The organism is Arthrobacter sp. 147(2020) (assembly GCF_013116715.1).
GTDB lineage: Bacteria > Actinomycetota > Actinomycetes > Actinomycetales > Micrococcaceae > Arthrobacter_D.
The window spans coordinates 39,914-61,328 of sequence record NZ_JABFOM010000023.1; the positions used below are offsets into that span (position 1 = coordinate 39,914).

The 21,415-nt window shown below is 65.8% G+C and carries 20 protein-coding genes; 11 read left to right on the top strand and 9 right to left on the bottom strand.

The window, feature by feature from the left end; all coding sequences use genetic code 11:
• Positions 1 to 165: 165 nt before the first annotated feature.
• The 3 genes from speB to HMI58_RS13715 all read left to right on the top strand — a co-directional run bounded on the left by speB (position 166) and on the right by HMI58_RS13715 (position 3,572).
• Positions 166 to 1,173, top strand: coding sequence for an agmatinase (speB, locus tag HMI58_RS13705; protein ID WP_171586720.1), 1,008 nt, complete (start codon positions 166 to 168; stop codon positions 1,171 to 1,173).
• Positions 1,174 to 2,847 (top strand): thiamine pyrophosphate-binding protein, encoded by a 1,674-nt coding sequence (locus tag HMI58_RS13710; RefSeq protein WP_171620519.1) that lies wholly within the window; start codon positions 1,174 to 1,176, stop codon positions 2,845 to 2,847.
• A 110-nt stretch (positions 2,848 to 2,957) separates the two neighbouring features.
• Positions 2,958 to 3,572 carry an FMN reductase gene (locus HMI58_RS13715; protein WP_225668179.1) on the top strand — a complete coding sequence of 205 codons (615 nt, stop codon included), beginning with the start codon at positions 2,958 to 2,960 and terminating at the stop codon, positions 3,570 to 3,572.
• A gap of 27 nt (positions 3,573 to 3,599) precedes the next feature.
• Here the strand turns inward: HMI58_RS13715 and HMI58_RS13720 are convergent, their stop codons facing one another.
• Genes HMI58_RS13720 through HMI58_RS13735 form a run of 4 tightly spaced genes read right to left on the bottom strand, consistent with a single transcriptional unit; the run spans position 3,600 to position 7,069 of the window.
• Positions 3,600 to 4,727 carry an NAD(P)/FAD-dependent oxidoreductase gene (locus HMI58_RS13720; protein ID WP_171620523.1) on the bottom strand — a complete coding sequence of 376 codons (1,128 nt, stop codon included), beginning with the start codon at positions 4,725 to 4,727 and terminating at the stop codon, positions 3,600 to 3,602.
• A complete protein-coding gene (locus HMI58_RS13725; protein ID WP_205208191.1) occupies positions 4,720 to 5,373 on the bottom strand; it encodes a class I SAM-dependent methyltransferase in 654 nt (217 codons plus the stop codon). The genes HMI58_RS13720 and HMI58_RS13725 overlap by 8 nt, the downstream gene beginning before the upstream one ends.
• A gap of 42 nt (positions 5,374 to 5,415) precedes the next feature.
• Complete coding sequence (locus HMI58_RS13730) at positions 5,416 to 6,546, bottom strand: type III polyketide synthase (RefSeq protein ID WP_171620527.1); 1,131 nt, start codon at positions 6,544 to 6,546, stop codon at positions 5,416 to 5,418.
• 52 nt (positions 6,547 to 6,598) lie between these two features.
• Complete coding sequence (locus HMI58_RS13735) at positions 6,599 to 7,069, bottom strand: SRPBCC domain-containing protein (protein WP_171586726.1); 471 nt, start codon at positions 7,067 to 7,069, stop codon at positions 6,599 to 6,601.
• A gap of 73 nt (positions 7,070 to 7,142) precedes the next feature.
• Here HMI58_RS13735 and HMI58_RS13740 point away from each other — a divergent pair, with 73 nt between their 5' ends.
• The 6 genes from HMI58_RS13740 to HMI58_RS13765 all read left to right on the top strand — a co-directional run bounded on the left by HMI58_RS13740 (position 7,143) and on the right by HMI58_RS13765 (position 13,404).
• The gene (locus HMI58_RS13740) at positions 7,143 to 8,177 is read left to right on the top strand and encodes a hypothetical protein (protein ID WP_205208185.1); all 1,035 of its coding nucleotides are present in this window, start codon (positions 7,143 to 7,145) and stop codon (positions 8,175 to 8,177) included.
• A 130-nt stretch (positions 8,178 to 8,307) separates the two neighbouring features.
• Positions 8,308 to 8,982 carry a hypothetical protein gene (locus tag HMI58_RS13745; RefSeq protein ID WP_171620529.1) on the top strand — a complete coding sequence of 225 codons (675 nt, stop codon included), beginning with the start codon at positions 8,308 to 8,310 and terminating at the stop codon, positions 8,980 to 8,982.
• Between the two features lie 132 nt (positions 8,983 to 9,114).
• Complete coding sequence (locus HMI58_RS13750; protein WP_171620531.1) at positions 9,115 to 9,552, top strand: DUF6325 family protein; 438 nt, start codon at positions 9,115 to 9,117, stop codon at positions 9,550 to 9,552.
• 11 nt (positions 9,553 to 9,563) lie between these two features.
• Entirely contained in the window at positions 9,564 to 9,866 is a 303-nt protein-coding gene (locus tag HMI58_RS13755) for an SHOCT domain-containing protein (protein WP_171620533.1), read from the top strand.
• Between the two features lie 30 nt (positions 9,867 to 9,896).
• Positions 9,897 to 10,994 carry a hypothetical protein gene (locus HMI58_RS13760; protein WP_171620535.1) on the top strand — a complete coding sequence of 366 codons (1,098 nt, stop codon included), beginning with the start codon at positions 9,897 to 9,899 and terminating at the stop codon, positions 10,992 to 10,994.
• A gap of 40 nt (positions 10,995 to 11,034) precedes the next feature.
• Positions 11,035 to 13,404: a Tex family protein gene (locus HMI58_RS13765; RefSeq protein WP_171620560.1), complete on the top strand. Its 2,370-nt coding sequence runs from the start codon at positions 11,035 to 11,037 to the stop codon at positions 13,402 to 13,404.
• A 112-nt stretch (positions 13,405 to 13,516) separates the two neighbouring features.
• On the opposite strand, the gene HMI58_RS13770 is transcribed toward HMI58_RS13765, so the two are convergent.
• Entirely contained in the window at positions 13,517 to 14,233 is a 717-nt protein-coding gene (locus HMI58_RS13770) for a transglycosylase family protein (protein ID WP_171620537.1), read from the bottom strand.
• 325 nt (positions 14,234 to 14,558) lie between these two features.
• Between HMI58_RS13770 and HMI58_RS13775 the strand changes: the two genes are divergently transcribed.
• On the top strand, positions 14,559 to 14,975 hold the full coding sequence (locus HMI58_RS13775; RefSeq protein ID WP_345890625.1) for an acyl-CoA thioesterase: 417 nt from the start codon (positions 14,559 to 14,561) through the stop codon (positions 14,973 to 14,975).
• Between the two features lie 82 nt (positions 14,976 to 15,057).
• Here the strand turns inward: HMI58_RS13775 and fdhA are convergent, their stop codons facing one another.
• Together fdhA and HMI58_RS13785 are read right to left on the bottom strand one after the other, a co-directional pair.
• Positions 15,058 to 16,275, bottom strand: coding sequence for a formaldehyde dehydrogenase, glutathione-independent (gene fdhA / locus HMI58_RS13780; protein ID WP_171620540.1), 1,218 nt, complete (start codon positions 16,273 to 16,275; stop codon positions 15,058 to 15,060).
• A gap of 191 nt (positions 16,276 to 16,466) precedes the next feature.
• Positions 16,467 to 16,940, bottom strand: a complete 474-nt coding sequence (locus HMI58_RS13785; protein ID WP_171620542.1) for a DUF4383 domain-containing protein — start codon at positions 16,938 to 16,940, stop codon at positions 16,467 to 16,469.
• Positions 16,941 to 17,187: 247 nt separating this feature from the next.
• On the opposite strand from HMI58_RS13785, the gene HMI58_RS13790 reads away from it, so the two are divergent.
• The gene (locus HMI58_RS13790; RefSeq protein WP_171586734.1) at positions 17,188 to 17,433 is read left to right on the top strand and encodes a DUF1508 domain-containing protein; all 246 of its coding nucleotides are present in this window, start codon (positions 17,188 to 17,190) and stop codon (positions 17,431 to 17,433) included.
• A 27-nt stretch (positions 17,434 to 17,460) separates the two neighbouring features.
• On the opposite strand, the gene uvrA is transcribed toward HMI58_RS13790, so the two are convergent.
• A complete protein-coding gene (gene uvrA / locus HMI58_RS13795) occupies positions 17,461 to 19,995 on the bottom strand; it encodes an excinuclease ABC subunit UvrA (protein WP_171620544.1) in 2,535 nt (844 codons plus the stop codon).
• Positions 19,996 to 20,005: 10 nt separating this feature from the next.
• Positions 20,006 to 21,415, bottom strand: a 1,410-nt coding sequence (locus HMI58_RS13800) for a DEAD/DEAH box helicase (RefSeq protein WP_171620546.1), incomplete at its 5' end; no start/stop codon positions are given.

Below are 21,415 nucleotides of genomic sequence, written 5' to 3' on the forward strand. Positions count from 1 at the left end.
TATGGATCCTTTACGGGGCAGTTTTCAGCCTGTTTTCCGGGGGTAATGTTGACCGAGACGGACATCACAATTAGCCTTATGAAAAACAGTTGATGCTTATATGGCAACTTCTGACCCATTCGAAAGACTTGTGCGGGCAGCTCCTGCCCCAACCCGGAGGTACCCATGGACCAGCCGCGCGTCACGGCCAACGGAAATATTGGCCCCATCGACTCTTCACGGATTCCCCGGTACGCCGGCGCCGCGACCTATGCCCGGCTGCCACGGCTCGATGAGGTGGAACGCGCCGACATCGCCGTCGTCGGCGTGCCTTTCGACTCGGGGGTTTCCTACCGCCCCGGGGCGCGGTTCGGCTCGAACCACATCCGCGAGTCCTCCCGTCTGCTCCGGCCGTACAACCCGGCCCTGGATATCTCCCCGTTCGAGCGGGTGCAGGTCGCCGATGCCGGCGACATGGCGGTCAACCCGTTCAACATCAACGAGGCGATCGAGACCATCCAGCAGAATGCGCTGGACCTGACGCGCGACGGCGCACGGCTGGTCACGCTTGGTGGCGACCACACCATCGCGCTGCCGCTGCTGCGTGCCGCCGCCGAACGGGCTGGCCAGCCCGTGGCAATGCTGCACTTCGACGCGCACCTGGACACCTGGGACACCTACTTCGGCGCCGAGTACACGCACGGCACACCGTTCCGCCGTGCCGTTGAAGAAGGAATCCTCGACACCGAGGCCATCTCCCACGTGGGTACCCGAGGGCCGCTCTACGGGGTAAAGGATCTGGAGGATGACCGCCGGTTCGGCTTCGGCATTGTCACCTCCTCCGACGTGTTCCGGCAGGGTGTGGACGAGGTGGTCGCCAAGCTGCGCGACCGGATCGGCAACCGTCCGCTCTATATCTCAGTGGATATCGACGTGCTGGATCCCGCTCACGCGCCCGGTACGGGAACCCCCGAGGCTGGCGGCATCACCAGCCGGGAACTGCTGGAAATCCTCCGCGGGATGCGCGGGATGAACCTGGTCGGCGCCGACGTCGTTGAGGTGGCCCCGGCCTACGACCACGCGGAAATCACCGGCGTCGCTGCCTCCCACGTCGCCTATGATCTGGTCAGCCTGATGGCCGACCAGGCAACCTCCACCCGCGCCACCCCGAACAGTACGACAGAGGAACGCTAAATGGTCACCACCGACAGTGTCGCAGCAGCACCCCCGCAGCCCCTCACCGGAGGAGAACGCAACGGTGGGAACCTCGTCGTCGAGACCCTCAGTGCGCTGGGCGCCACTACGGTATTCGGCATCCCCGGCCAGCATGCGCTGGGTTTGTTCGACGCGCTGTCGCGCTCGGATCTGCGGTTCGTGTCCTCGCGGGTGGAGAACAACTCGGCGTTCGCCGCCGACGGGTTCTCCCGTGCCACCGGACAGGTCGGAGTGCTTTTCCTGTCCACCGGTCCCGGCGCCCTGACGGCGCTCGCCGGACTGCAGGAGGCCTACGCCACCGGTGTGCCGATGGTGGTCATCGCCAGCCAGATCCCGCTGGAGGGCCTCGGCGCCCGGCGCAAGGGTATGCTCCACCAGCTCGATGACCAGAAGGCCTCCGCCGCCAACGTCACCAAGAGCCAACGCCTGATCCAGCACGCCTCGGGCATTCCCTCCGCCATCCAGGATGCCTGGACCGAGGCCGTGTCGTCGCCGCAGGGTCCGGTCTGGATCGAGGTGCCACAGAATGTCCTGCTGGACCCGGTGATGGTCCCGCAGGTGGAGGACGCGCTCGCCGAGCCGTTCGACAACCCGCCCCGGGTGGAGCTGGTCCGCGAGGCAGTGAAGTGGTTGACCGAGTCGAAGCGTCCGGCCATCGTTGCCGGCGGAGGCACGCGCCGCGGCCACGCCGAGCACTGGTTACTGTCCATCGCCGAGAAGCTCGGCGCCCCCGTCCTGTGCTCGCCCGGCGGAAACGGTGCGTTCCCCTGGGAACACGAGCTGTCCCTGCAGGCCTGGGTCGAGGACCGCTACGTCACCGAGGTCCTGGAAGACGCCGACGTGCTCCTCGTGGTCGGGTCCTCCCTCGGTGAGGTCACCAGCAACTACTTCACCCTCGAGCCCCGCGGTCGCATCATCCAGATCGACGCCGAACCCCGCGTCCTGGAATCCAACCGCCCGGCACTGGGAATCCGCGCCGACGCCGGCCAGGCGCTCGCCGCGCTTGACGAGGCGCTGCCCACGCTCGACCGTGACCGCACCGACGGGTACGACGCCGTCACTCTGGTCGCGGAGACCCTCGCCAAGGTGCAGGGCCGGTTGGACTCGCAGGATCTTGCGATGGAGCGCAAGTTCATGGCTGACATCCGTGCCGCAGCACCTGCCGGGCTCCAGACCTACTGGGACATGACCATCGCTGCCTACTGGGCCTGGAGCTGCTGGGATGCCAAGGACGGCCAGTTCCACTCGGCGCAGGGTGCCGGTGGGCTGGGCTACGGATTCCCCGGTGCCATTGGTGGCGCCGTCGGGCTGGGGGAGCGCGTCCTCGCGGTGTCCGGTGATGGCTCGTCGATGTACTCGATCGCCGAGCTGGCGACCGCCAAGCAGCACAACCTGCCGGTCACCTGGCTGATTGTCGATGACGGCGGGTACGGGATTCTCCGCGAATACATGGAGGGTGCGTTCGGGAAAGCCACCGCCACCGAGCTGACCCGCCCCGACTTCGTGAAGCTCGCCGAGGCGTTCGGCGTACCGGCGGTCAAGGTGGCGCCGGGCGATGTGCGGCAGGCGCTTCAGGACAGCTTCGCCGCCGAGGGGCCCAACGTCGTCGTCGTCGAAACCCTGCTGCGGCTCTTCGCTCCGACCCACCTCTAGGGTCCGGCGCCTCCCCGGGGTAGGCGGAGTGCAGGGAGGGGTGGAAATTTTTCCGCCCCTCCACTGGTTACCAGTACTACATGCAGACGCATCTAGAAGAGGTAGTCAGAATGACCAAAATCGTGGTGGTGTCGGCAGGGCTCTCAGTTCCCTCCTCCAGCAGGATGCTCGCCGACCAGTTGAGTGGATCCGCGGCGCGAGCGCTCGCGGAATTCGGTGACCAGCCCGAGGTTCAGACCATCGAGTTGCGCGACTGGGCGGTCGAGATTGCGAACAACTTCGTCACCGGTTTCGCGTCACCCCGGCTCGCCGAAACCATCGACGCGGTGGTGAACGCCGACGCCCTGGTGGTGGTCAGCCCCGTATTCTCCGCCTCGTACAGCGGCCTGCTGAAGTCCTTCTTCGACGTGATTGAGCCCAAGGCGCTCGACGGCATGCCCGTGCTGATCGGTGGCACCGGCGGCAGCGCCCGCCACTCGCTGATGCTCGATCATGCGCTGCGCCCGCTGTTCAGCTACCTGCGCGCCCGGGTGATCCCCACAGCCGTCTACGCGGCGACCGAGGACTGGGGAGCCGGCGACGGCGGCTCGCAGCTTGAAGCCCGGATCACCCAGGCCGGCAGGGAGCTGGCCGCACTGGTGGTTGCAACTCCGCGACGGACCGGCCAGGCCGCCGAGGAATCGTTGCCGTTCGAGCAACTGCTGGCCAACCTCCAGTCCCGGTAAGCCCCGCGACGCCCCAGATAAAAGGGGCTACTGCATGGTGAAGGTGCGGGCGATCGTGTCATGTACTGCGGGCACCCGGTTGAACCGGCCGAAGAGCGCGTTCCGGAGGGTCAGGACCGGCGCCGGAAGCGGACGTCCCAGCGCCATGTTCAGGTGGGCCTGCCGCGCTGCGGTCACGGCAGCTCGACGACGGCCCGTAGCGAAGGCGGCCAGCGCCTGTCCTACGTCCTCGCCGCCGATCAATGAGGCGGTGATGATCGGCGCCAGAGCAGTGACGTCGAGCCAGCCGAGGTTCATGCCCTGCCCGCCGATGGGGCTGACCTGGTGCGCGGCATCGCCGATCAGCACGGTCCGGCCCGTCACAAAGCGCCGGGCGAGCCGCCGGTGCACGTCGAACGCGCTGAGCATCGAATTGCTGTCAACGTCCACCCTGACCCCGGCCCGGTCGAGGATGAGCTGCCCCAGCATCCCGGTGGTGGGGGAATCGACTAACGACGGCGTCCGCACCACCCAGCGCCGCACCCCGTCCGGGAGAGGGAAGGACTCGACGATCCCGCCCGGTTCCAGGTACAGCACGGCCGTCGACCGCTCGTCCGACGTGTCCGCGAAGTCGCCCATCAGGTAGGTGTCAGGGTAGCGCTGCAGTGACGAGGTCACGCCGGCGCTGTCCCGCACGGTGCTTTTGCCGCCGTCGGCCCCGATCACCAGCCGCGCCTGCAGCACGTCCCCCGACGCAGTGGTCACCAGCATCGAGGGGCCGGTATCAAACACGCCGGTCACTTCGACGCCGCGGCGGAACGCCCCGGGCGCCACGACGGCGAGCCGGTCCTCAAGAACCTGCTCCGTGTGGACCTGCGGGACGGCGAGGACAAACGGGTAGTCGCCCGGCAGCCCGGTGAAGGATAGCCGGGTGACCTCGTGGCCAGCGCTGCGCGCGACCCCCTCGTGGATTTTGACGCCGCGAAGGATCAGCTCGTCGGCGACCCCCGCCTCCGCCAGCGCCTGCAGCGCGGGAGGGTGAATGCCGATGGCCCGCGAATGGCTGCTCCGCGTGGTCCGCTGCTCCAGGACCACCACGTCGAGGCCAGCCTGGCGGAGCAGGATCGCGGCGTACAGGCCCACCGGACCTCCCCCGACCAGGATCACATCATGCATCGGACGCCTGGTGGACCAGCAGGGTGTGCGACGGGAATCGTCCCTTGACCGTCCAGTGGGCAGGGACGACCGCCGCCAGTTCGGCGGCCTTGTAGCTGCGGCGGATCGAGGTGAGCCCGTCCCTCCGGATCAGTGACCGGCGCAGCGGCAGGGTACCCACGGAGAAGAGCAGGTAACCCAGGCGGCTGCGTTCAATATCGTTGTGCACCGCGATGCCGCGGGTCAGCTGCTCCGAATCGGCCAGCAGCCCGGCCAGCTGCTCAGGGGTCAGGTGGTGCAGCAGGTGGTTGGAGGTGACGACGTCGAACCGCTCACCCTCCGCCACCAGCTCGGCGCTGAACGCCCGCCGGAAGCGAAGCCCCGGAAGTGGGGGCTGCGCGATGGCGAAGGCGTGGGCCCGTTCATCGGGGTCGATGGCCAGGATAGACAGCTGCAGCCCGTCCCGTGCCGCCCAGCGGGCGAACGCCCGCGGCATGTCCCCGCCGCCTGATCCGATGTCCAGCAGCGTCGAGGGGCGCGACGTCGACAGCTGCGGCCGGATCTGCTGCGCCCAGGTGCGGCGCCAGCCAGCAACGGTGGCGTTGATCAGCCCGAACTGGGCGTAGGTCCGATCCAGCAAGACCGGGTCGCAGTCCGGTTTGTCCATCTCCTCCACCGCGTGAGGGTCGCGGTGAGTGAGGAACTGCACTCAGGGACCCACCTTGGTGAACAGGGCGGTCTCCACGGTGAGGCCAGGGCCAAACGCCATGGAGCAGATCCGCTCGTCCTGGCCGTCGAAGGGCTGCTCAAGGATGTGCTTGAGCACGAACATCACTGTCGCGCTGGACATGTTGCCGTAGTCGCGCAGCGTTTCCCGCGCCGGGACCAGTTGGTCTTCCTTGAGGTCCAGCTTGGCCTCGACCTTGTCCAGGATGCTGCGCCCGCCCGGGTGGATCGCCCAGTGCTCGATGTCCTTGTACTGCAGGTTCGCGAGGGTTTCGTCGCGGGCGAGGAGCGGTTCCAGCGCACCCACGATGTGTTCGTCGATGATGTGCGGGACGTAGGTGCCGAGCACCATTTCGAATCCCTCGTCACCGATGTTCCAGGCCATCGATTCTTCGCCCACCGGGGTCAGCACGGTCTCGAAGAAGTCCAGGCTCAGTGCGGGTGCCGTCGGCGTGTACTCGCGGGCGCTGATCACGGCGGCGGCGGCGCCGTCGGCGAACAGGGAAGAGCCCACGATGGTGTCAGGGTTGTTCGAGGACCGGACATGCAGTGAGCAGAGTTCGGCGGCCACCACCAGGACGACGGCGTCGGGCTCGGCCTCGCAGAAGGATTTGGCGGCGCGCAGGGCTGGGAACGCAGCGTAGCAGCCCATGAAACCCAGGTGGTAGCGCTGGGCGGCCGGGCTCAATCCCAGGGCCCGGACCACCTTGTAGTCCGGCCCCGGGTTGAAGAACCCGGTGCAGGACACGGTGATGACGTGGGTGATGTCGGCCGCTTCGATCCCGTCGGCGGCGGCAAGTGCCTTGCTGGCCGCCTCGATGAAGAGCTTGGTGCCCTCCTCCGCGTACACCTCATTGCGGACCTTCGTGCTGGGGGAGAGAATACGCCGGTCTGCCGCGTCGAAGAACACCGGGTCTTCGGAGGAGGCTTCCAGCGTCATTTCCTTTACCGCCGTGTACCGGCGTTCGATCCCTGAGGAATCGAACGCCGCACCGACCAGACGGGTCCCGAGCCGGCTCAGGCCGGGCTGGGCGGCGAAGACGTCCCGTACATCCGATTGCACCATGACGGTCTCTGGAACTGCGGTTTCAAGGGACCGCATGATTACTGTCATAGTTCATTCTTAGGGGTGGGCGCCCGTTAAGACAACGTGGACCGGCTTTCGGCTAGCTGTTGCCGGGGGCGGGATACTGGGCGTTGTCGTTCTCCAGCAGCGCCTGCAGGTTCGTCAGCACCGGCGACCATTCAGCGCTTACCCTCTCAACGTCCGACGGCGAGGCCAACCGGTCGTGCGTGAGGCGGAACCGCATCCCGCCGCCGTCGATCTGCTCCAGATCAACGCTCACCCGGGTGGCCGCGTCCTCCTGCGGATCGGCGAGGCCATCCTCGCCCTCGGGTACCTCACGGAACGAGTAGGACAGGTGGCGCGGCTCGTCGGCTTCCAACACCACACCGTGATGCGTGATGGTCTCGGAGCTTCCGTCGTAGAAGCGGATGGGGGACCCGGGAACCCAGCTGGATTCCAGGCGGCGTCCGAACCAGTAGCGCCGGGTCACATCGCCTTCGGTCAGTGCTTCCCACAGTCGGATCGGGGAGGTGGCAATTTCGGTTTCATGCACGAACTCTGGCTCTGTCATGGCTAAAGCGTAGCCCAGCACCTGTAGCGTTAAACCCGCGTTTGATCCACCGACACTCTCGCCGAGGAATGACATGCGACACACCAGCCAGCCACGCCAGTCCCTCCGCCGCTCCGCGGTGCCGTTCGCGGCTGCTCTGTGCCTCCTGCTCATGGGGTGCGTTCCCAGTGAACCGGCAGCGGATGGGGCCAGGGGCCAGGCCGTCGACAGTACGACGACGGCGTCGCCCTCGCCCGCCGCGGGTGCCACCCCCAGCGGCGGTCCGAGCGTGTCTCCGACTCCGAGCCCGTCACCTACGCCGACCCCTGAACCCCTTGAACTGCCTCGCGGCGGCACGGACCTGTTCCCCGACTACCGGCTGGTCGGATTCAGCGGCCACCCGACATCCGAGGGGATGGGCAGGCTAGGTATCGGTGACATCGACGAGCGGGTGGACGAGATGGAGCTGCTCGGCGAACAGTACGCTGACGGGCGGAAAGTGATGCCGGTGCTGGAACTGATCACCGTCGTCGTGCAGGCCTCCCCGGGGGCCGATGGCCTGTATCGGGCGGCAGCGAACGATGACTTCATCAGCTCCTACCTGGAAGCGGCGCGCCGGCACGACGCACTGTTGTTGCTCAACGTTCAGCCGGGGCGGTCAACGATGACCGCCGAGGTGGAACTGCTCGAGAAGTGGCTGCTGGAACCCGATGTCGGGCTGGCACTGGATCCCGAATGGGACATCACCGGCGACCAGCTCCCCGGGGTCTCCTACGGGCAGACCTCCGGCGAGGAGATCGACCAGATCGCTACCTACCTTGATGATCTGGTCACCGAGCATGAGCTGCCCCAGAAGGCGCTGGTCTTCCACCAGGTGGCACCCTCAGTGGTAACCAACGAGGCAGCGGTGCGCGAGTACGACGGCGTCGAAGTGATCAAGAGCGTCGACGGGATCGGCGCCCCCGGGTCGAAGATCGAGACCTATAACCAGCTGATGCTGCAGCTCCCCCCAACAGTGAACCCGGGATTCAAACTCTTCTTCGAGGAAGACGCAGTGCTGGGCCCGCTGATGCTCCCACCGGAGGTACTGGGGCTGGACCCGAAACCGGACTACGTGCTGTACGAATAGGGTGCGTCACGGGCGGGACGGGTCTGGAGTCAGGGGAACCACCAAACCATTGGGGCGTCAGGTACGAATGACTGCTGAGCGCGGACCGGAATTCGGTCGCGGCCGGCACCACCGACGAGCGTGAGGAACCATGGTCAGCAGAACCGCAGCAATGCTAGGCGTTTCAGTGATCACCGCAGCCCTGATCTCCGGGTGCGGTGGGATGGAAGAGAACCCGCTTAACGTCAACAGTGCCCCACAGCCCGTCCAGAGCGCCGCCGTCGCCGGGGAACCCGATACGGGAGTGCTCGCGGGAGCCCTGGGCGAGGATCCACTGCAGCTCGGCGCCAATGGCGCCAAACTGTGCTCGGTACAGCCTGCCCTGGGGTACCAGGAGTACACGGTCCTGATCCACAACGAGACCCTCGAATCGTTCACTGTCGACGACGTCAGCCTGGGCTCACCCTCCGGTGTCACCCTGAACGCGGCCGAGGTCACCCCCGCCAACCGCGGTGGTCATGGCACCCACGGGATGGACGACGGAACCGTGATGGGCGGCGACGAGCACACCGGAGCACACGGCGCCGGTGAAATGGCCGACATGGAGGACATGCCGGAGAATGTGTTCTTCACCGAGCCGGTGCCAGCTGTCGGCTACGAAATTTCCACCCTTGAGTATCTCAACGTGGTGGTTTCGGTTTCCCTCGACGAGGGGGTGGACCGCGGCACATCAGAGTTCATCGAGATCGACTACTCGACCGCCGACGGCTCCTTCACCGGCCAGCACCCCCTCGCCATCACCATGGACCGTGACTCCTGCGCCTAGGCCGCTGCCCTATGCCCTCTGACTCACTTCGGCTGCCCGACCGCTCACCCCCGACGGGTGATGCGGCCACTCTTCCCAGGGCGGAGACTCTCGGCGTAGGAATATCCACATCCGTTGCCTCAGGGAGCCCACGTGAGCACAGCACCGGCAGAAGTACTTGGCCCAGTCGACTATGTCCTCCTTGAGTTCCCGCATGACCGGTTCACCGGCGAGACGAGTGACGCACTCAGGAACCTCGTGGACAGCGGGGTGATCCGTCTCTATGACCTGACAGTCATCAGCAAAGACCCAGACGGTGAAGTCACCGTGCTGGACCTCACCGAGGCGACTCCCGACACTGGCGGGTTCGACTTCTTCGCGGGCGCCCGATCGAACCTGCTCGACGAGGACGATCTGCGCCAGGCCGCCGACGCACTCCAGCCCAATACCGTGGCCGCACTGATCGTCTACGAGAACACCTGGGCCATCCCCTTCGTCGCCGCTGCCCGTAACAGCGGCGGTGAGCTCATTGCCAGCGCCCGGATCCCGGCGGCCGACCTGATGTCCGCCCTGGACGCCACCACCACCTGAGGAGCACCACCATGGGTTTACTCCGTGGAATCGCCAGAACTGCTGTCATCTCGGGAACCGCCACGGCCGTCAGCGGCCGGGTACAACGGCGTCAGGCCGAGCGGTTCGCTGAGCGTGACGCAGCGATCATCTCGGAACGCCAGCGGGCCTACGATCAACAATTTGCTGCACCGCCAGCCCCACCGGCGCCACCGCGGGCCCCGGCGGCCGCCGATCCGATCCAGCAGCTCAAGGAACTCGCGGCGCTCAAGGCCCAGGGCATCCTGACCGAGGAGGAGTTCGCCGCCCAGAAGGCGCGGGTCCTCGCCGGTTAGCAGCACGGCATCCCAGGAGAGGAACGCCCCGTGAGCGACCGTGCAATCACCATCGAATCCCGGGCAGTGGTGGTCGGTGCCCTTGCCTTCATCCTCTTGGGATGCGTCAGCCTGGTGGTTTTCGGCTGGAACGATGTTCCGTTGGCTGGCCGTCAATCCGCCGGAGAAGTAGCAGCCCTTGGTGCGGCACTCCTGGGAGCGGGAGCCTATATCGCTGGCCAGGTCATGTCTGGCCACGCACAGGACGCCGGGTCCCCCAGAAGTGGTGGACGGATCAGGGCAGCCCTGGACGTGGGGGCGGTTGCGCTCGCCGTTGCCTTCCTTGCCTTCCTGCTCTGGCTGGGCTTGTTCTCGGTCTTTCAACGGGCCTTCCTTGGAGCGGAACTGTACCCACTGGCTGGCGCAGCGCTGGTGGGCGCAACCGCAGCTTTAAGCGCCTACTTCGCCTTCCTCTCCGGGAGCGGTATGACGGCCTACCGGTTGGCCGCTCTCCTCGCTGTGTTCCTGGCCAGCGGCATCCTCACGAGCATGCTGACCGCGGCGGACCCGAACTGGTGGATAGAAAATCTCAGTGCCTTGGGAACCGGCACCAACCTTTCGGGAGTCGCGTTCAACGCTACCTTGATCGTTGGCGGGGTTGTCATGACCAGCCTCTCCAGCCTTGCGACCAAAGACCAAGAGGTGACAGCCAGCTCCCTCCCGCCGCCCGCGGGGCGACGGGTTCGGTCGTTGCAGCTGGGGATCGCCCTCCTCGGGGTCCTCCTCGCCTGCGTCGGTTTGTTCCCCGTACATCAGCAGTATGTAATCCATGTGATCGTCGCGTCCGGAATGCTTGTCGTCTTTGGCGTCCTCGTCTTCAACATCCGCAAGCTGGTGCCGGAGCTCACAGTGACGTTCGGATCACTTGGTTTCGTGTTCCTTGCGATCATCGCCGTCGCCGTCGTGCTGTATTTCCCCTTGGCCTACTACAACCTGACCGTCGTGGAACTTATCGCCGCTTTCCTGATCTTTGCCTGGCTGATCCTCCTGATTCGCAACCTTGCAGCAGTCGAGGTCGATCGTGGTCGCCTCACCCCGGATTCAACTGGGTCGCGCTGCCCGGAACGGGTGGAGAGCCCGCAGGTGTGAATGGACCGCGGGTGGAACCTCCCACCCGCGGTAAGCGAGAATAGCCTACGTGTTATCTCTGACTTCCGACGCTGCCATCTTTGACCAACTCGCCGCCGAACTCGGTGTCCAACCGTGGCAGGTGAAAGCCGCGGTGGACCTGCTCGACGGCGGCTCGACAGTGCCGTTCGTCGCCCGGTACCGCAAGGAGGCCACCGGATCCCTCGACGACGCCCAGCTCAGGACCCTCGACGAACGGCTCGGGTACCTCCGCGAGCTGCGCGACCGCCGTCGGGCTGTGACCGAGTCGATCGAGGCCCAGGGGAAGCTCACCGACGAACTGCGGGCGGCCATCGCCGGGGCCGACACCAAATCGCGGCTGGAGGACATCTACCTGCCGTTCAAAACGAAACGGCGTACCAAGGCGCAGATCGCCCGGGAAGCCGGATTGGAACCGCTGGCTGATGCGCTGGTGGCGGATCCGTCGCTGGATCCGACTACCGAGGCGGCCCGTTACGTGGGCGAGGCGGTGCCCGATGCCGAGGAGGCGCTCGCGGGGGCGCGCTCAATCCTGATCGAACGCGCTGGCCAGGACGCTGACCTCCTGACCTCGGCACGGGAGAAACTGTGGAAGCAGGGTCAGTTGCGGTCGAAGGTGCGCGCGGGCAAGGAGGTGGACGGACAGAAGTTCGCCGACTACTTCCAGTTCGCCCAGGTGCCCGCCACCATGCCCTCCCACCGTGTCCTGGCGCTGTTCCGCGGCGAGAAGGAAGGTGTATTGGAACTGGCCATCGCGGAAGCCGACCCCGCAGATGCCACCGAATTCGGCAAGATCCGTGCGACGTATGAGAACTCGGTGGCAGCGGTCCTGGGTATTGCGGCCTCCGGCCGGGCCGCCGACCCGTGGCTGACCCAGACCGTCGGGCAGGCCTGGCGGCGCATCCTGGCCAAGCTCTCCCTCGATCTCCGGGTCCGGCTATTTGCTGCCGCCGAGGCGGAGGCGGTGCGGGTCTTTGCCGCCAACCTCCGGGACGTCCTCCTCGCCGCCCCGGCGGGCGGCAGAACCACCCTCGGACTGGACCCCGGACTGCGCACCGGCGTCAAGGTGGCAGTGGTCGACGGCACTGGCCAGGCGGTCGCCACGGAGACCGTTTACCCGCATGCGCCCGCCAGGAAATGGGACGCCGCCCTGGCAACCCTTGTCGCCCTCATCACCACGCATGACGTGGAACTGATCGCGATCGGGAACGGAACCGCGTCGCGGGAGACCGACAAGCTCGCCACCGAACTGATCAAGCGGCTTCCGGAGCGCGCATTGCAGAAGCTGGTGGTCTCGGAGGCCGGAGCCTCGGTATATTCTGCGTCCGCGCTTGCCTCGGCCGAACTCCCTGATCTCGACGTGTCCCTCCGCGGGGCCGTCTCCATCGCCCGCCGCTTGCAGGATCCACTGGCCGAGCTGGTGAAGATTGACCCGAAGTCGATCGGGGTGGGCCAGTACCAGCACGACGTCACGGCGGCCTATCTGGAACGGTCGCTGAACGCGGTGATCGAGGACTGCGTGAACGCCGTCGGCGTCGACGTGAACACGGCGTCACCCTCGCTCCTCAGCCGCGTGGCCGGAGTGGGCCCGCTGCTGAGCGAGAACATCGTGGCACACCGGAACGCGAACGGGCGCTTCGCCCGCCGGGCCGATCTGTTGAAGGTGCCACGGCTGGGAGCCAAGGCGTTCGAGCAGTGCGCTGGCTTCCTGCGGGTCTCCGGTGGCTCCGAGCCGTTGGACGCGTCAAGTGTCCACCCGGAGGCCTATGGGGTGGCCCGCCGCATCCTGAGCGCGGGCGGTGCGTCACTGCGCGACGTGGACCTGCAGGAATTCGTTGACGACAGCTTCGGGCTGCCGACCCTTAAAGACATTGTGGCGGAACTGGAAAAGCCCGGCAGGGATCCCCGGCCCGAGTTTGTCACCGCTTCCTTCTCGGAGGGTATCGAGAAGATCTCCGACCTGCGTCCGGGGATGACCCTGGACGGTGTGGTGACCAACGTGGCCGCGTTTGGGGCGTTTGTGGACGTGGGAGTCCACCAGGACGGTCTGGTCCATATCTCGGCCATGTCGAACCGTTTCATCAGCGACCCTCACGAGGTGGTTAAGTCCGGACAGGTGGTCAAGGTGAAGGTGCTCGAGGCAGATCCAGAACGCAAACGGATCGCGCTGACCTTGCGGCTCGACGACGACCCCACCCCAGCCTCCGGTGGTGGGCAACGCCAACCCCGCAAGGACCAGCCCCGGTCCGGTCAGCGCAACGACCAACCCCGCAAGGACCAGACCCGGTCTGGCGGGAAGCCGGCAGCTGGGAAGACTCCGGCAGCCCGGACCCCTGCTCCGCCCGCGAACTCCGCCATGGCCGAGGCCTTGCGACGTGCAGGGCTTGCCTGACCCTTTCCAGCACGACCACAGCACAACGACGACGGCGACCGTCCGGGAAATCCCGGACGGTCGCCGTCGTCGTTTATCAGTCCGGCTGGTGAAAGCCGGTTACAGCCTGGGGCTACTTGGCCGGGAGCTGCAGGACGTCACCGGTGAAGATGAGGTCAGCGTGGATGATGGTGCTGGAGTTGGCTTCGTACAGTGCCTGCCAGCCGCCAACGACGCCAAGCTTCTCGGCGATGGTGCTGAGGGTGTCGCCGGACTGGATCGTGTAGGTGTCGCCGCTGAGTGCGGGAGCTGCTACGGGTGCCTGTGCAACGGGAGCCTGGGCTACTGGAGCCTGGGCCACTGGAGCCTGGGCCACGGGCGCCTGGGCTACTGGTGCCTGGACGACAGGTGCCTGGACAACCTGAGGCTGGATCTGCTGTGCCTGCGCCTGAACCGGTGCCTGGACAACAGGTGCCTGCTGCATTGGCTGGGCTGATGGGTTGGCGCCACCACTCAGGCCGAGCTTGGCCGAGCATGCTGGCCATGCGCCCCAGCCCTGACCCTGCAGCACGTTCTCTGCTACAGCGATCTGCTGTTCCCGGCTGGCGTTCTGGGGGGCGCCCTGTCCGCCGAAAGCGGCCCAGGTGGAAGGGGTGAACTGCAGGCCGCCGGAGAAGCCGTTTCCGGTGTTGATGCCCCAGTTGCCGCCACTCTCGCACTGAGCGAGGGCGTCCCAGGTGCTGGCGGGGGCTGCGTTGGCAACTCCGGCCGATGCTCCGAGGCCGAGGCCTGCAAGGGCGATGACTGCGACGCCGCGGCGCGCGGTTGTACTGATCTTCTGGTTCTTCATGGGTCAGATGCTCCGAAAGGCCACCAACGCTAGTTCCGTCCCCGGACATTTTTGCGCCGCTGCTCGCCTCGACTGGTTTAGTGGTCAGGTCTTTGGTGTCTGCCGGACGAGCAACGTCGGGTGGAGTGGCAGCACCGGGCATTTACCGCAGAGGTCTCGCAAGACCTAACAACGGAGGGTTTCCCTGAGCGGGTTATCGTCTACGGTAGAACAGAAATCAATCGTTGCCAAATCGAGACGTGTCGGCGCTTGACGAACGAGGGGAAATCGGATGGTTTTGGCTGGTCAAATACTGACCTGCAGGGTACCGATGCGGTGGTCCGATATGGACGCCTATGGGCACATAAACAATGTACAGGTTTTGCGCCTGCTGGAGGAAGCGAGAATCCACGCTTTTGGTCCGCCCGGCGGGACTGGAGCGGAGGGGGAGCAACCGCCTGTTGCAGTGTTCTCCTCGGTGAAACCAGGCACCCAGGCCCTCGTCGTCGAGCATCGAGTGAAGTTTGTTGACACCCTCGATTACCGGAATGTTCCAGTGCGCATCGATGTGTGGGTGAGCGCAGTGAAGCCCGCCAGTTTCACCCTCGCCTACCGGATCCACGACCCCGCGACGGCAGCGATCTGTGTGAAGGCCGAAACAATCCTCGCCTTTGTCGACACAAACGGAGGCAGCCTACTCCGGCTCAGCGAGGAGCAGAAGCGAGCACTGAGTCCATACCGGGGCAGCCCCCTGTTCGCCTGAGGCCCTCCGGCGGGCCGCGCCAGCGAACCGCACTGGCAGACCGCGGGCACCCTGGTGGCGCCCGCGGACCGCACAATGTCAGCTACGCGGCGACGTAGCCGTGCGGGTCGAGCACGTACTTCGTGGCTGCCCCGGCGTCGAATTCCTGGTAGCCGCGGGGTGCGTCGGTCAGGCTGATCGCCTTGGCGTTGACGGCCTTGGCGATCTGCACCTTGTCGTGCAGGATCGCCATCATCAGGCCCCGGTTGTATTTCATCACCGGGCACTGGCCGGTGGTGAAGGACAACGACTTGGCCCAGCCGGTACCGAGGCTGAGGGACAGGGAACCAACCTTCGCGGCGTCGTCCACAGCACCCGGGTCACCCGTCACGTACAAGCCTGGAATGCCCAGCGCGCCGCCGGCCGCGGTGATGCTCATCAGTGAGTTCAGCACCGTGGCCGGTGCTTCTTGCGCGGCTCCGTCACCATGGCCGCGGGCCTCGAAGCCCACGGCGTCAACACCGCAGTCCACTTCCGGAACGCCGAGCAGCTGCTCGATCTGGTCCTTCGGATCACCCTTCGACACGTCGACCGTCTCGCAGCCGAAGCTGCGGGCCTGGGCCAGCCGCTCCTCGTTCAGGTCGCCGACGATGACGACGGCCGCGCCGAGCAGCTGAGCCGACACGGCGGCAGCCAGGCCGACCGGGCCAGCACCCGCAACGTACACGGTGGATCCGACACCTACGCCGGAGGTGACCGCACCATGGAAGCCGGTGGGGAAGATGTCCGAGAGCATGGTCAGGTCCAGGATCTTCTCCAGGGCCTGATCCCGGTCCGGGAACTTCAGCAGGTTCCAGTCGGCGTAGGGAACCAGGACGTACTCGGCCTGTCCACCGACCCAGCCACCCATATCCACGTACCCGTAGGCACTCCCTGGACGGTCAGGGTTCACGTTCAGGCAGATACCGGTCTTGCGTTCCTTACAGTTCCGGCAGCGCCCACAGGCGATGTTGAAGGGCACCGAACAGATGTCGCCCTTCTTGATGAATTCGACGTCGCGGCCCACCTCGACCACCTCGCCGGTGATCTCGTGGCCGAGCACCAGATCGGAGGGGGCAGTGGTGCGGCCCCGCACCATGTGTTGGTCGGAGCCACAGATATTCGTCGTAACAGTCTTGAGGATGACGCCGTGGTGCACCTGACGGCCCACATTGGCCGGATTCACCCCAGGCCCATCCTTGAGCTCGAAGGTGGGATAGTCGATGTCGATGACCTCCACTTTCCCGGGTCCTTTGTAAGCAACGGCTTTGTTTCCAGGCATGAGCTTCCCTTCCGTTTCCGAACAGCCCTGTCGTCGGTGACGGGGCCCATGGCGACCGTATCGCGATCCGGGTTGCACCAACGTTGCATGCACGTTGCATCCGGAGTTGAGGCAGTTGCACACACAAGGTGCCTTGAACCGACGAGAGTCGGCTCAAGGCACCTTTTATGATCTGGGCCGTAAGCCGCTGATTAGGTGTGGGTTGATTGGCTACCTCCACGAGTCCGCGCCATGTGCGTGAGGGCGATGCCCCCAGCGACCAGCGCGAGGATCAGATGAAGCCAGTTGCCTGCCGCGTTGAACGACAGGAAGTTGGCCGTCGACCCGAGGTCGATGACCACACCGTAGATCCACATGATCAGGAACAATGCGCCGCTTCCCAGCAGGAAATTGCGGGAGCCACGGCTGTCCCTGCTCATAATGATCCCGGCTGCTCCGACAATCAGATAGACGATGTTGAGCAGGATGGACACCTGAAAGACGCCGAAGAGCAGCGCCTCGGACCCGCTGGCGAAGGCCAGCGAACCGTATTGTGTCGTCAGTCCCGGCACGAAGGCCAGGACGCCCAAAAGCAGAAAGACTACGCCCAATCCCATCGAGCCCGTTCGAACCAGCTCGCGGGTTACGTGAAAGTCACGTGCATCATGGTGCGATGCGGTAGTCATCTCCCCTCCCTCAAAACGAGAAAACAACCTCAAACAATTTGGAACCATTCGCCGAGCTTTTACAGGGCCGTTGGCGCGGGATCGTTGCCCGTGCCAGCCCTCTTATTTTACCGCCGGTAGAGCAGCCAGCATAGGACGAAAGACCCTGAACTGGGGCGGGAAAATGCGCGTGAACCATATCCACCCGGGGCGGGGGCTCCTAATATGAAGGTACCCGTAAAGACATTCCTTACAAGGAGGTAAGAAAGTGTCAGGCTACTTCAAAATAGTGGATGCGCACGACGGTGGATACCGGATCAAACTGATGGCTGGCGACGGAGCACTGGTCGCCGTTTCCACTTACTATGCAACCAAACCGCAGGCCATCGCTGGCATCGAACAGATCCGCGAAATCGCTGGGACCGGTCCCGTGGTGGACCAAAGCCGCGGGAACCACATCGGCGCGACAGCCAGCGCCGCCGGGAAAAAGAGTTACAGCGGCCAGCGCCGCTAACCCGTCGGGCCGGCGTCGCCAACGGCACTACCTTGCGGTCGCCAACCGCCGGGCGAGGTAGGGTGCGGTCCGGCTTTCAGGAGTGTCCGCAACCGTCGACGGCGTCCCGGCCGCAACGATCCGGCCGCCCTCGTCGCCGCCCGAGGGCCCCAGATCGATCACCCAGTCGGCCGCGGCGATCACCGCCATATCGTGTTCGACGACGACCACGGTGTTGCCGGCGTCCACCAGGTTGTTCAGCTGGGCCAACAGCAGCTGCACATCGGAGGGGTGAAGCCCCGTGGTGGGCTCGTCGAGCACGTACAGGGTGTGCCCGCGGCGGGCACGCTGCAGCTCGGTGGCGAGCTTGATCCGCTGCGCCTCGCCGCCGGACAGTTCGGTGGCTGGCTGGCCGAGCCGCAGATAGCCGAGCCCCACCTGCCGGAGGGTGGTCAGGCTGCGCGCCGCGGCGGGGACGTCGGCGAGGAACTCGGCGGCAGCATCGACGGTGAGCCCGAGGACCTCGGCGATGGTCCGGTCCCGGTAGGTGATTTCGAGGGTCTCGGGGTTGTAGCGTGACCCGTCGCAGGTAGGGCAGGGCCCGTAACTGCCGGGCAGGAACAGGAGCTCAACGGAGACGAACCCCTCGCCCAGGCATGTCTCGCAGCGGCCGCCGGTCACGTTGAACGAGAACCGTCCTGCGCCGTAGCCGCGTGCCCTGGCCTCATCCGTCCCTGCGTACAGCTTCCGGACGGCGTCGAACAGGCCCGTGTAGGTGGCCAGGTTGGAGCGGGGGGTCCGGCCGATCGGACGCTGATCCACGCGGACCAACCGGTCGATCAGGTCGAGGCCCTCCACATGGCCCACCGTCATGTGGTCACCCGGTGCGCAGTCGCGGTCGCTGCCGTCGTCGTCGGTGTCCTCCGCCGGAACGCCGGCGCGCAGGTAATCACCGACGACGTCGGCGAGCACTTGGGAGACGAGCGTCGACTTGCCGGAGCCGGAGACACCAGTGACGGCGGTCAGCACATTCAGGGGGATCGTGGCGTCGAGGCCGCGCAGGTTGTGGCGGCTGATGTTGTTCATTGTCAGCCAGCGCTCCGGTTCCCGCAGCGCGGCGTCCGCTGACGGGGGAGCCTGCTCGGGGAAGAGGAACGGCCGGGTGACCGACTCCTCAACGTCAGCGAGGCCTGGCACGGCGCCGCTGTAGAGGACCGACCCGCCGGCCTCGCCGGCCTTGGGACCAACATCGACCACCCAGTCGGCGCTGCGGACCACGTCCATGTCATGTTCCACCACGAACACCGAATTACCGGAGGACTTCAGTTGCTGCAGGACCTCGAGCAGCGGTTCGGCGTCGGCGGGATGCAGGCCTGCCGACGGCTCATCGAGGACGTAGATGACGCCGAAGAGGCCTGACCGCAGCTGGGTGGCAATACGCAGACGCTGCATCTCCCCCGGGGACAGGGTGGGAGTGGGACGGCGCAGGCTCAGGTAGCCCAAGCCCAGATCCAGCAGCACGCCGACGCGCTGGTAGAGGTCCTTGGTCAGGGTGACCGCCACCTCGGTGGTTTCCCCGGAACTCAGGGCGCGGGAGCTGGATCCTGCGTGCTGCAGGGTGGCGGTGGGCTCGACGATGGTTGCCAGCTCGGCGAGTGGCACATTCGTCAGTTCAGCGATGGTGTAGCCGGCGAAGGTGACCGCCAGGGCTGCCTGCTTCAGTCCGCTGCCCCCGCACAAGGGGCACGGGCCGCTGTGCATGAACTGCAGGACGCGCTCGCGCATCGACTGGCTGGAGGAGTCGGCGAGGGTGTGGAGCACATAACTCTTCGCGCTCCAGAACCGGCCTTTGTAGGGTTTTGCGACCCGGTCCCGCTGCGGGGTGACCTCCACCACCGGTTGTTCCTCGGTGAACAGGATCCAGTCGCGGGATTCCTTCGGAAGCTGGTTCCAGGGGGTGTCGAGGTCGTGGCCGAGTTCACTTACGACGTCGCGCAGATTCTTGCCCTGCCAGGCTCCGGGCCACGCGGCGATGGCGCCCTCGCGGATCGTCAGTGACGGATCCGGGACCAGGGATTCCTCGCTGACAGTGTGGGCGATCCCCAGCCCATGGCACTGCGGGCATGCTCCGGCGGCGGTGTTGGGGGAGAAGGAGTCAGAGTCCAGGGACTCGGCGCCCTCAGGATAGGTGCCGGCTCGGGAGAACAGCATCCGCACGGAGTTGGAGAGGGTGGTGACGGTGCCCACCGTCGACCGGGAACTGGGGGTGCCGCGGCGCTGCTGCAGCGCGACGGCGGGCGGCAGTCCGGTAATTTCGTCGACCCGTGGGTTGGACCCCTGCTGGATCAGTCGCCGCGCGTAGGGGGCTACCGACTCGAAGTAGCGGCGTTGGGCTTCGGCGTAGATGGTGCCGAAGGCAAGCGAGGATTTTCCTGAGCCGGAAACGCCGGTGAACGCGACGATGGCGTCGCGGGGGACGTCCACGCTTACGTTGCGAAGGTTGTTCTCCCGGGCACCACGCACCTGGACGAAACCGGTCAGGGGGGAGGTTGCGGGCAGGTCGTTCACTAATTGTTGACTCACCCCCTTGACTCTAGCCCTCCAGCAGCCCCCTGATGTCGTCGGCGGTCAGCGCAGAGCTGAAGACGGCGTCGTCGTCCATCACTGAACTGAAGAGTTTGGCCTTCTGGTCCTTGAGCTTCATCACCTTCTCCTCGATGGTCCCCGACGCCACCATCCGGTAGACCATGACGTTGCGGGTCTGGCCGATCCGGTGGGTGCGGTCGACGGCCTGCGCCTCCGTGGCCGGGTTCCACCAGGGATCCAACAGGAACACGTAGTCAGCCTCGGTGAGGTTCAGGCCAAACCCGCCAGCCTTGAGGCTGATCAGGAAGACGGGTGCCTCACCGTCCTTGAACTTATTGATCACGTCGCCGCGGCGCAGGGTGGACCCGTCAAGGTAGCTGTAGGGTATGCCCTGCGCGTCCAGCCGCTCCGCAGCCTTCTTCAGGAAGGAAGTGAACTGGCTGAAGACCAGCGCCCGGTGGCCCTCCGCCACCACGTCCTCGAGCTGTTCGAACAGGACATCGAGCTTCGCTGAGGGGACGCCGTCGTACGCCTGGTCCACCAGGGACGCGTCGAGGCTGAGCATCCGCAGCAGGGTCAGCGACCTGAAGACGATCATCCGGTTGCGGTCCAGGTCCTCGATCAGGCCCAGCAGTTTCTGCCGTTCGCGCTGCAGATGGGTCTGGTAGATCTTCCGGTGCTTCGCATGCAGTTCCACCTCCAGGACCTGCTCCTGCTTTGGGGGCAGGTCGGAGGCGACCGCCTCCTTGGTGCGCCTCATCAGCAGCGGCCGGATCCTGCGCCGCAGGCGCGCGAGCCGCTCGGTGTTGCCCGACTTCTCGATCGGGTTCCGATAGTCCTCGGTGAAGCGGCGGGCCGAAGGGAACAGGCCCGGGGCTGTGATCGAGAACAGCGACCACAGTTCCATCAGGTTGTTCTCCATCGGGGTGCCGGTGATCGCCAGTTTGAACGGGGCGGAGAACTCCTTGGCGCACAGGTGCACCTTAGCGGTCCGGTTCTTCACAAACTGGGCCTCGTCAAGGATCAACCCCGCCCATTCCTGCGCCTGGTATTTGTCGAAGTCCAGCCGGAACAGCGTGTAGGAGGTGACGACGACGTCGGCCCCGGCCGTCACCTTCGCCAGGTCGATGCCGCTTTTCGCCTGGGTGTCCGCAACTGAGGTGACCGCGAGGCCGGGGGCGAAGCGGTGCGCCTCCGAAACCCAGTTCGGGACCACCGAGGTGGGTGCGACGACGAGGAAGGGCTTCGACTCGCCCTGCTCTTTCGCATGGGTGAGCAGCGCAAGGGTCTGCAGGGTCTTGCCGAGCCCCATGTCATCCCCGAGCACCCCGCCGAGCCCGTGCTGGTAGAGGAACGCGAGCCAGTTGAAGCCGTCCTGTTGATACGGGCGGAGGGTGGCGAACAGGGTGGGCGGCAC

Bases quoted from the DNA above. Each gene is read 5' to 3' on its own strand.
- HMI58_RS13715 (WP_225668179.1), top strand. From the start codon at position 2,958: ATGACCAAAATCGTGGTGGTGTCGGCAGGGCTCTCAGTTCCCTCCTCC.
- HMI58_RS13745 (WP_171620529.1), top strand. From the start codon at position 8,308: ATGGTCAGCAGAACCGCAGCAATGCTAGGCGTTTCAGTGATCACCGCA.
- HMI58_RS13735 (WP_171586726.1), bottom strand. From the start codon at position 7,069: ATGACAGAGCCAGAGTTCGTGCATGAAACCGAAATTGCCACCTCCCCG.
- HMI58_RS13740 (WP_205208185.1), top strand. From the start codon at position 7,143: ATGCGACACACCAGCCAGCCACGCCAGTCCCTCCGCCGCTCCGCGGTG.
- fdhA (WP_171620540.1), bottom strand. From the start codon at position 16,275: ATGCCTGGAAACAAAGCCGTTGCTTACAAAGGACCCGGGAAAGTGGAG.
- HMI58_RS13775 (WP_345890625.1), top strand. From the start codon at position 14,559: ATGGACGCCTATGGGCACATAAACAATGTACAGGTTTTGCGCCTGCTG.
- speB (WP_171586720.1), top strand. From the start codon at position 166: ATGGACCAGCCGCGCGTCACGGCCAACGGAAATATTGGCCCCATCGAC.
- HMI58_RS13725 (WP_205208191.1), bottom strand. From the start codon at position 5,373: ATGGACAAACCGGACTGCGACCCGGTCTTGCTGGATCGGACCTACGCC.
- HMI58_RS13755 (WP_171620533.1), top strand. From the start codon at position 9,564: ATGGGTTTACTCCGTGGAATCGCCAGAACTGCTGTCATCTCGGGAACC.
- HMI58_RS13770 (WP_171620537.1), bottom strand. From the start codon at position 14,233: ATGAAGAACCAGAAGATCAGTACAACCGCGCGCCGCGGCGTCGCAGTC.
- HMI58_RS13710 (WP_171620519.1), top strand. From the start codon at position 1,174: ATGGTCACCACCGACAGTGTCGCAGCAGCACCCCCGCAGCCCCTCACC.
- HMI58_RS13720 (WP_171620523.1), bottom strand. From the start codon at position 4,727: ATGCATGATGTGATCCTGGTCGGGGGAGGTCCGGTGGGCCTGTACGCC.
- HMI58_RS13730 (WP_171620527.1), bottom strand. From the start codon at position 6,546: ATGACAGTAATCATGCGGTCCCTTGAAACCGCAGTTCCAGAGACCGTC.
- HMI58_RS13785 (WP_171620542.1), bottom strand. From the start codon at position 16,940: ATGACTACCGCATCGCACCATGATGCACGTGACTTTCACGTAACCCGC.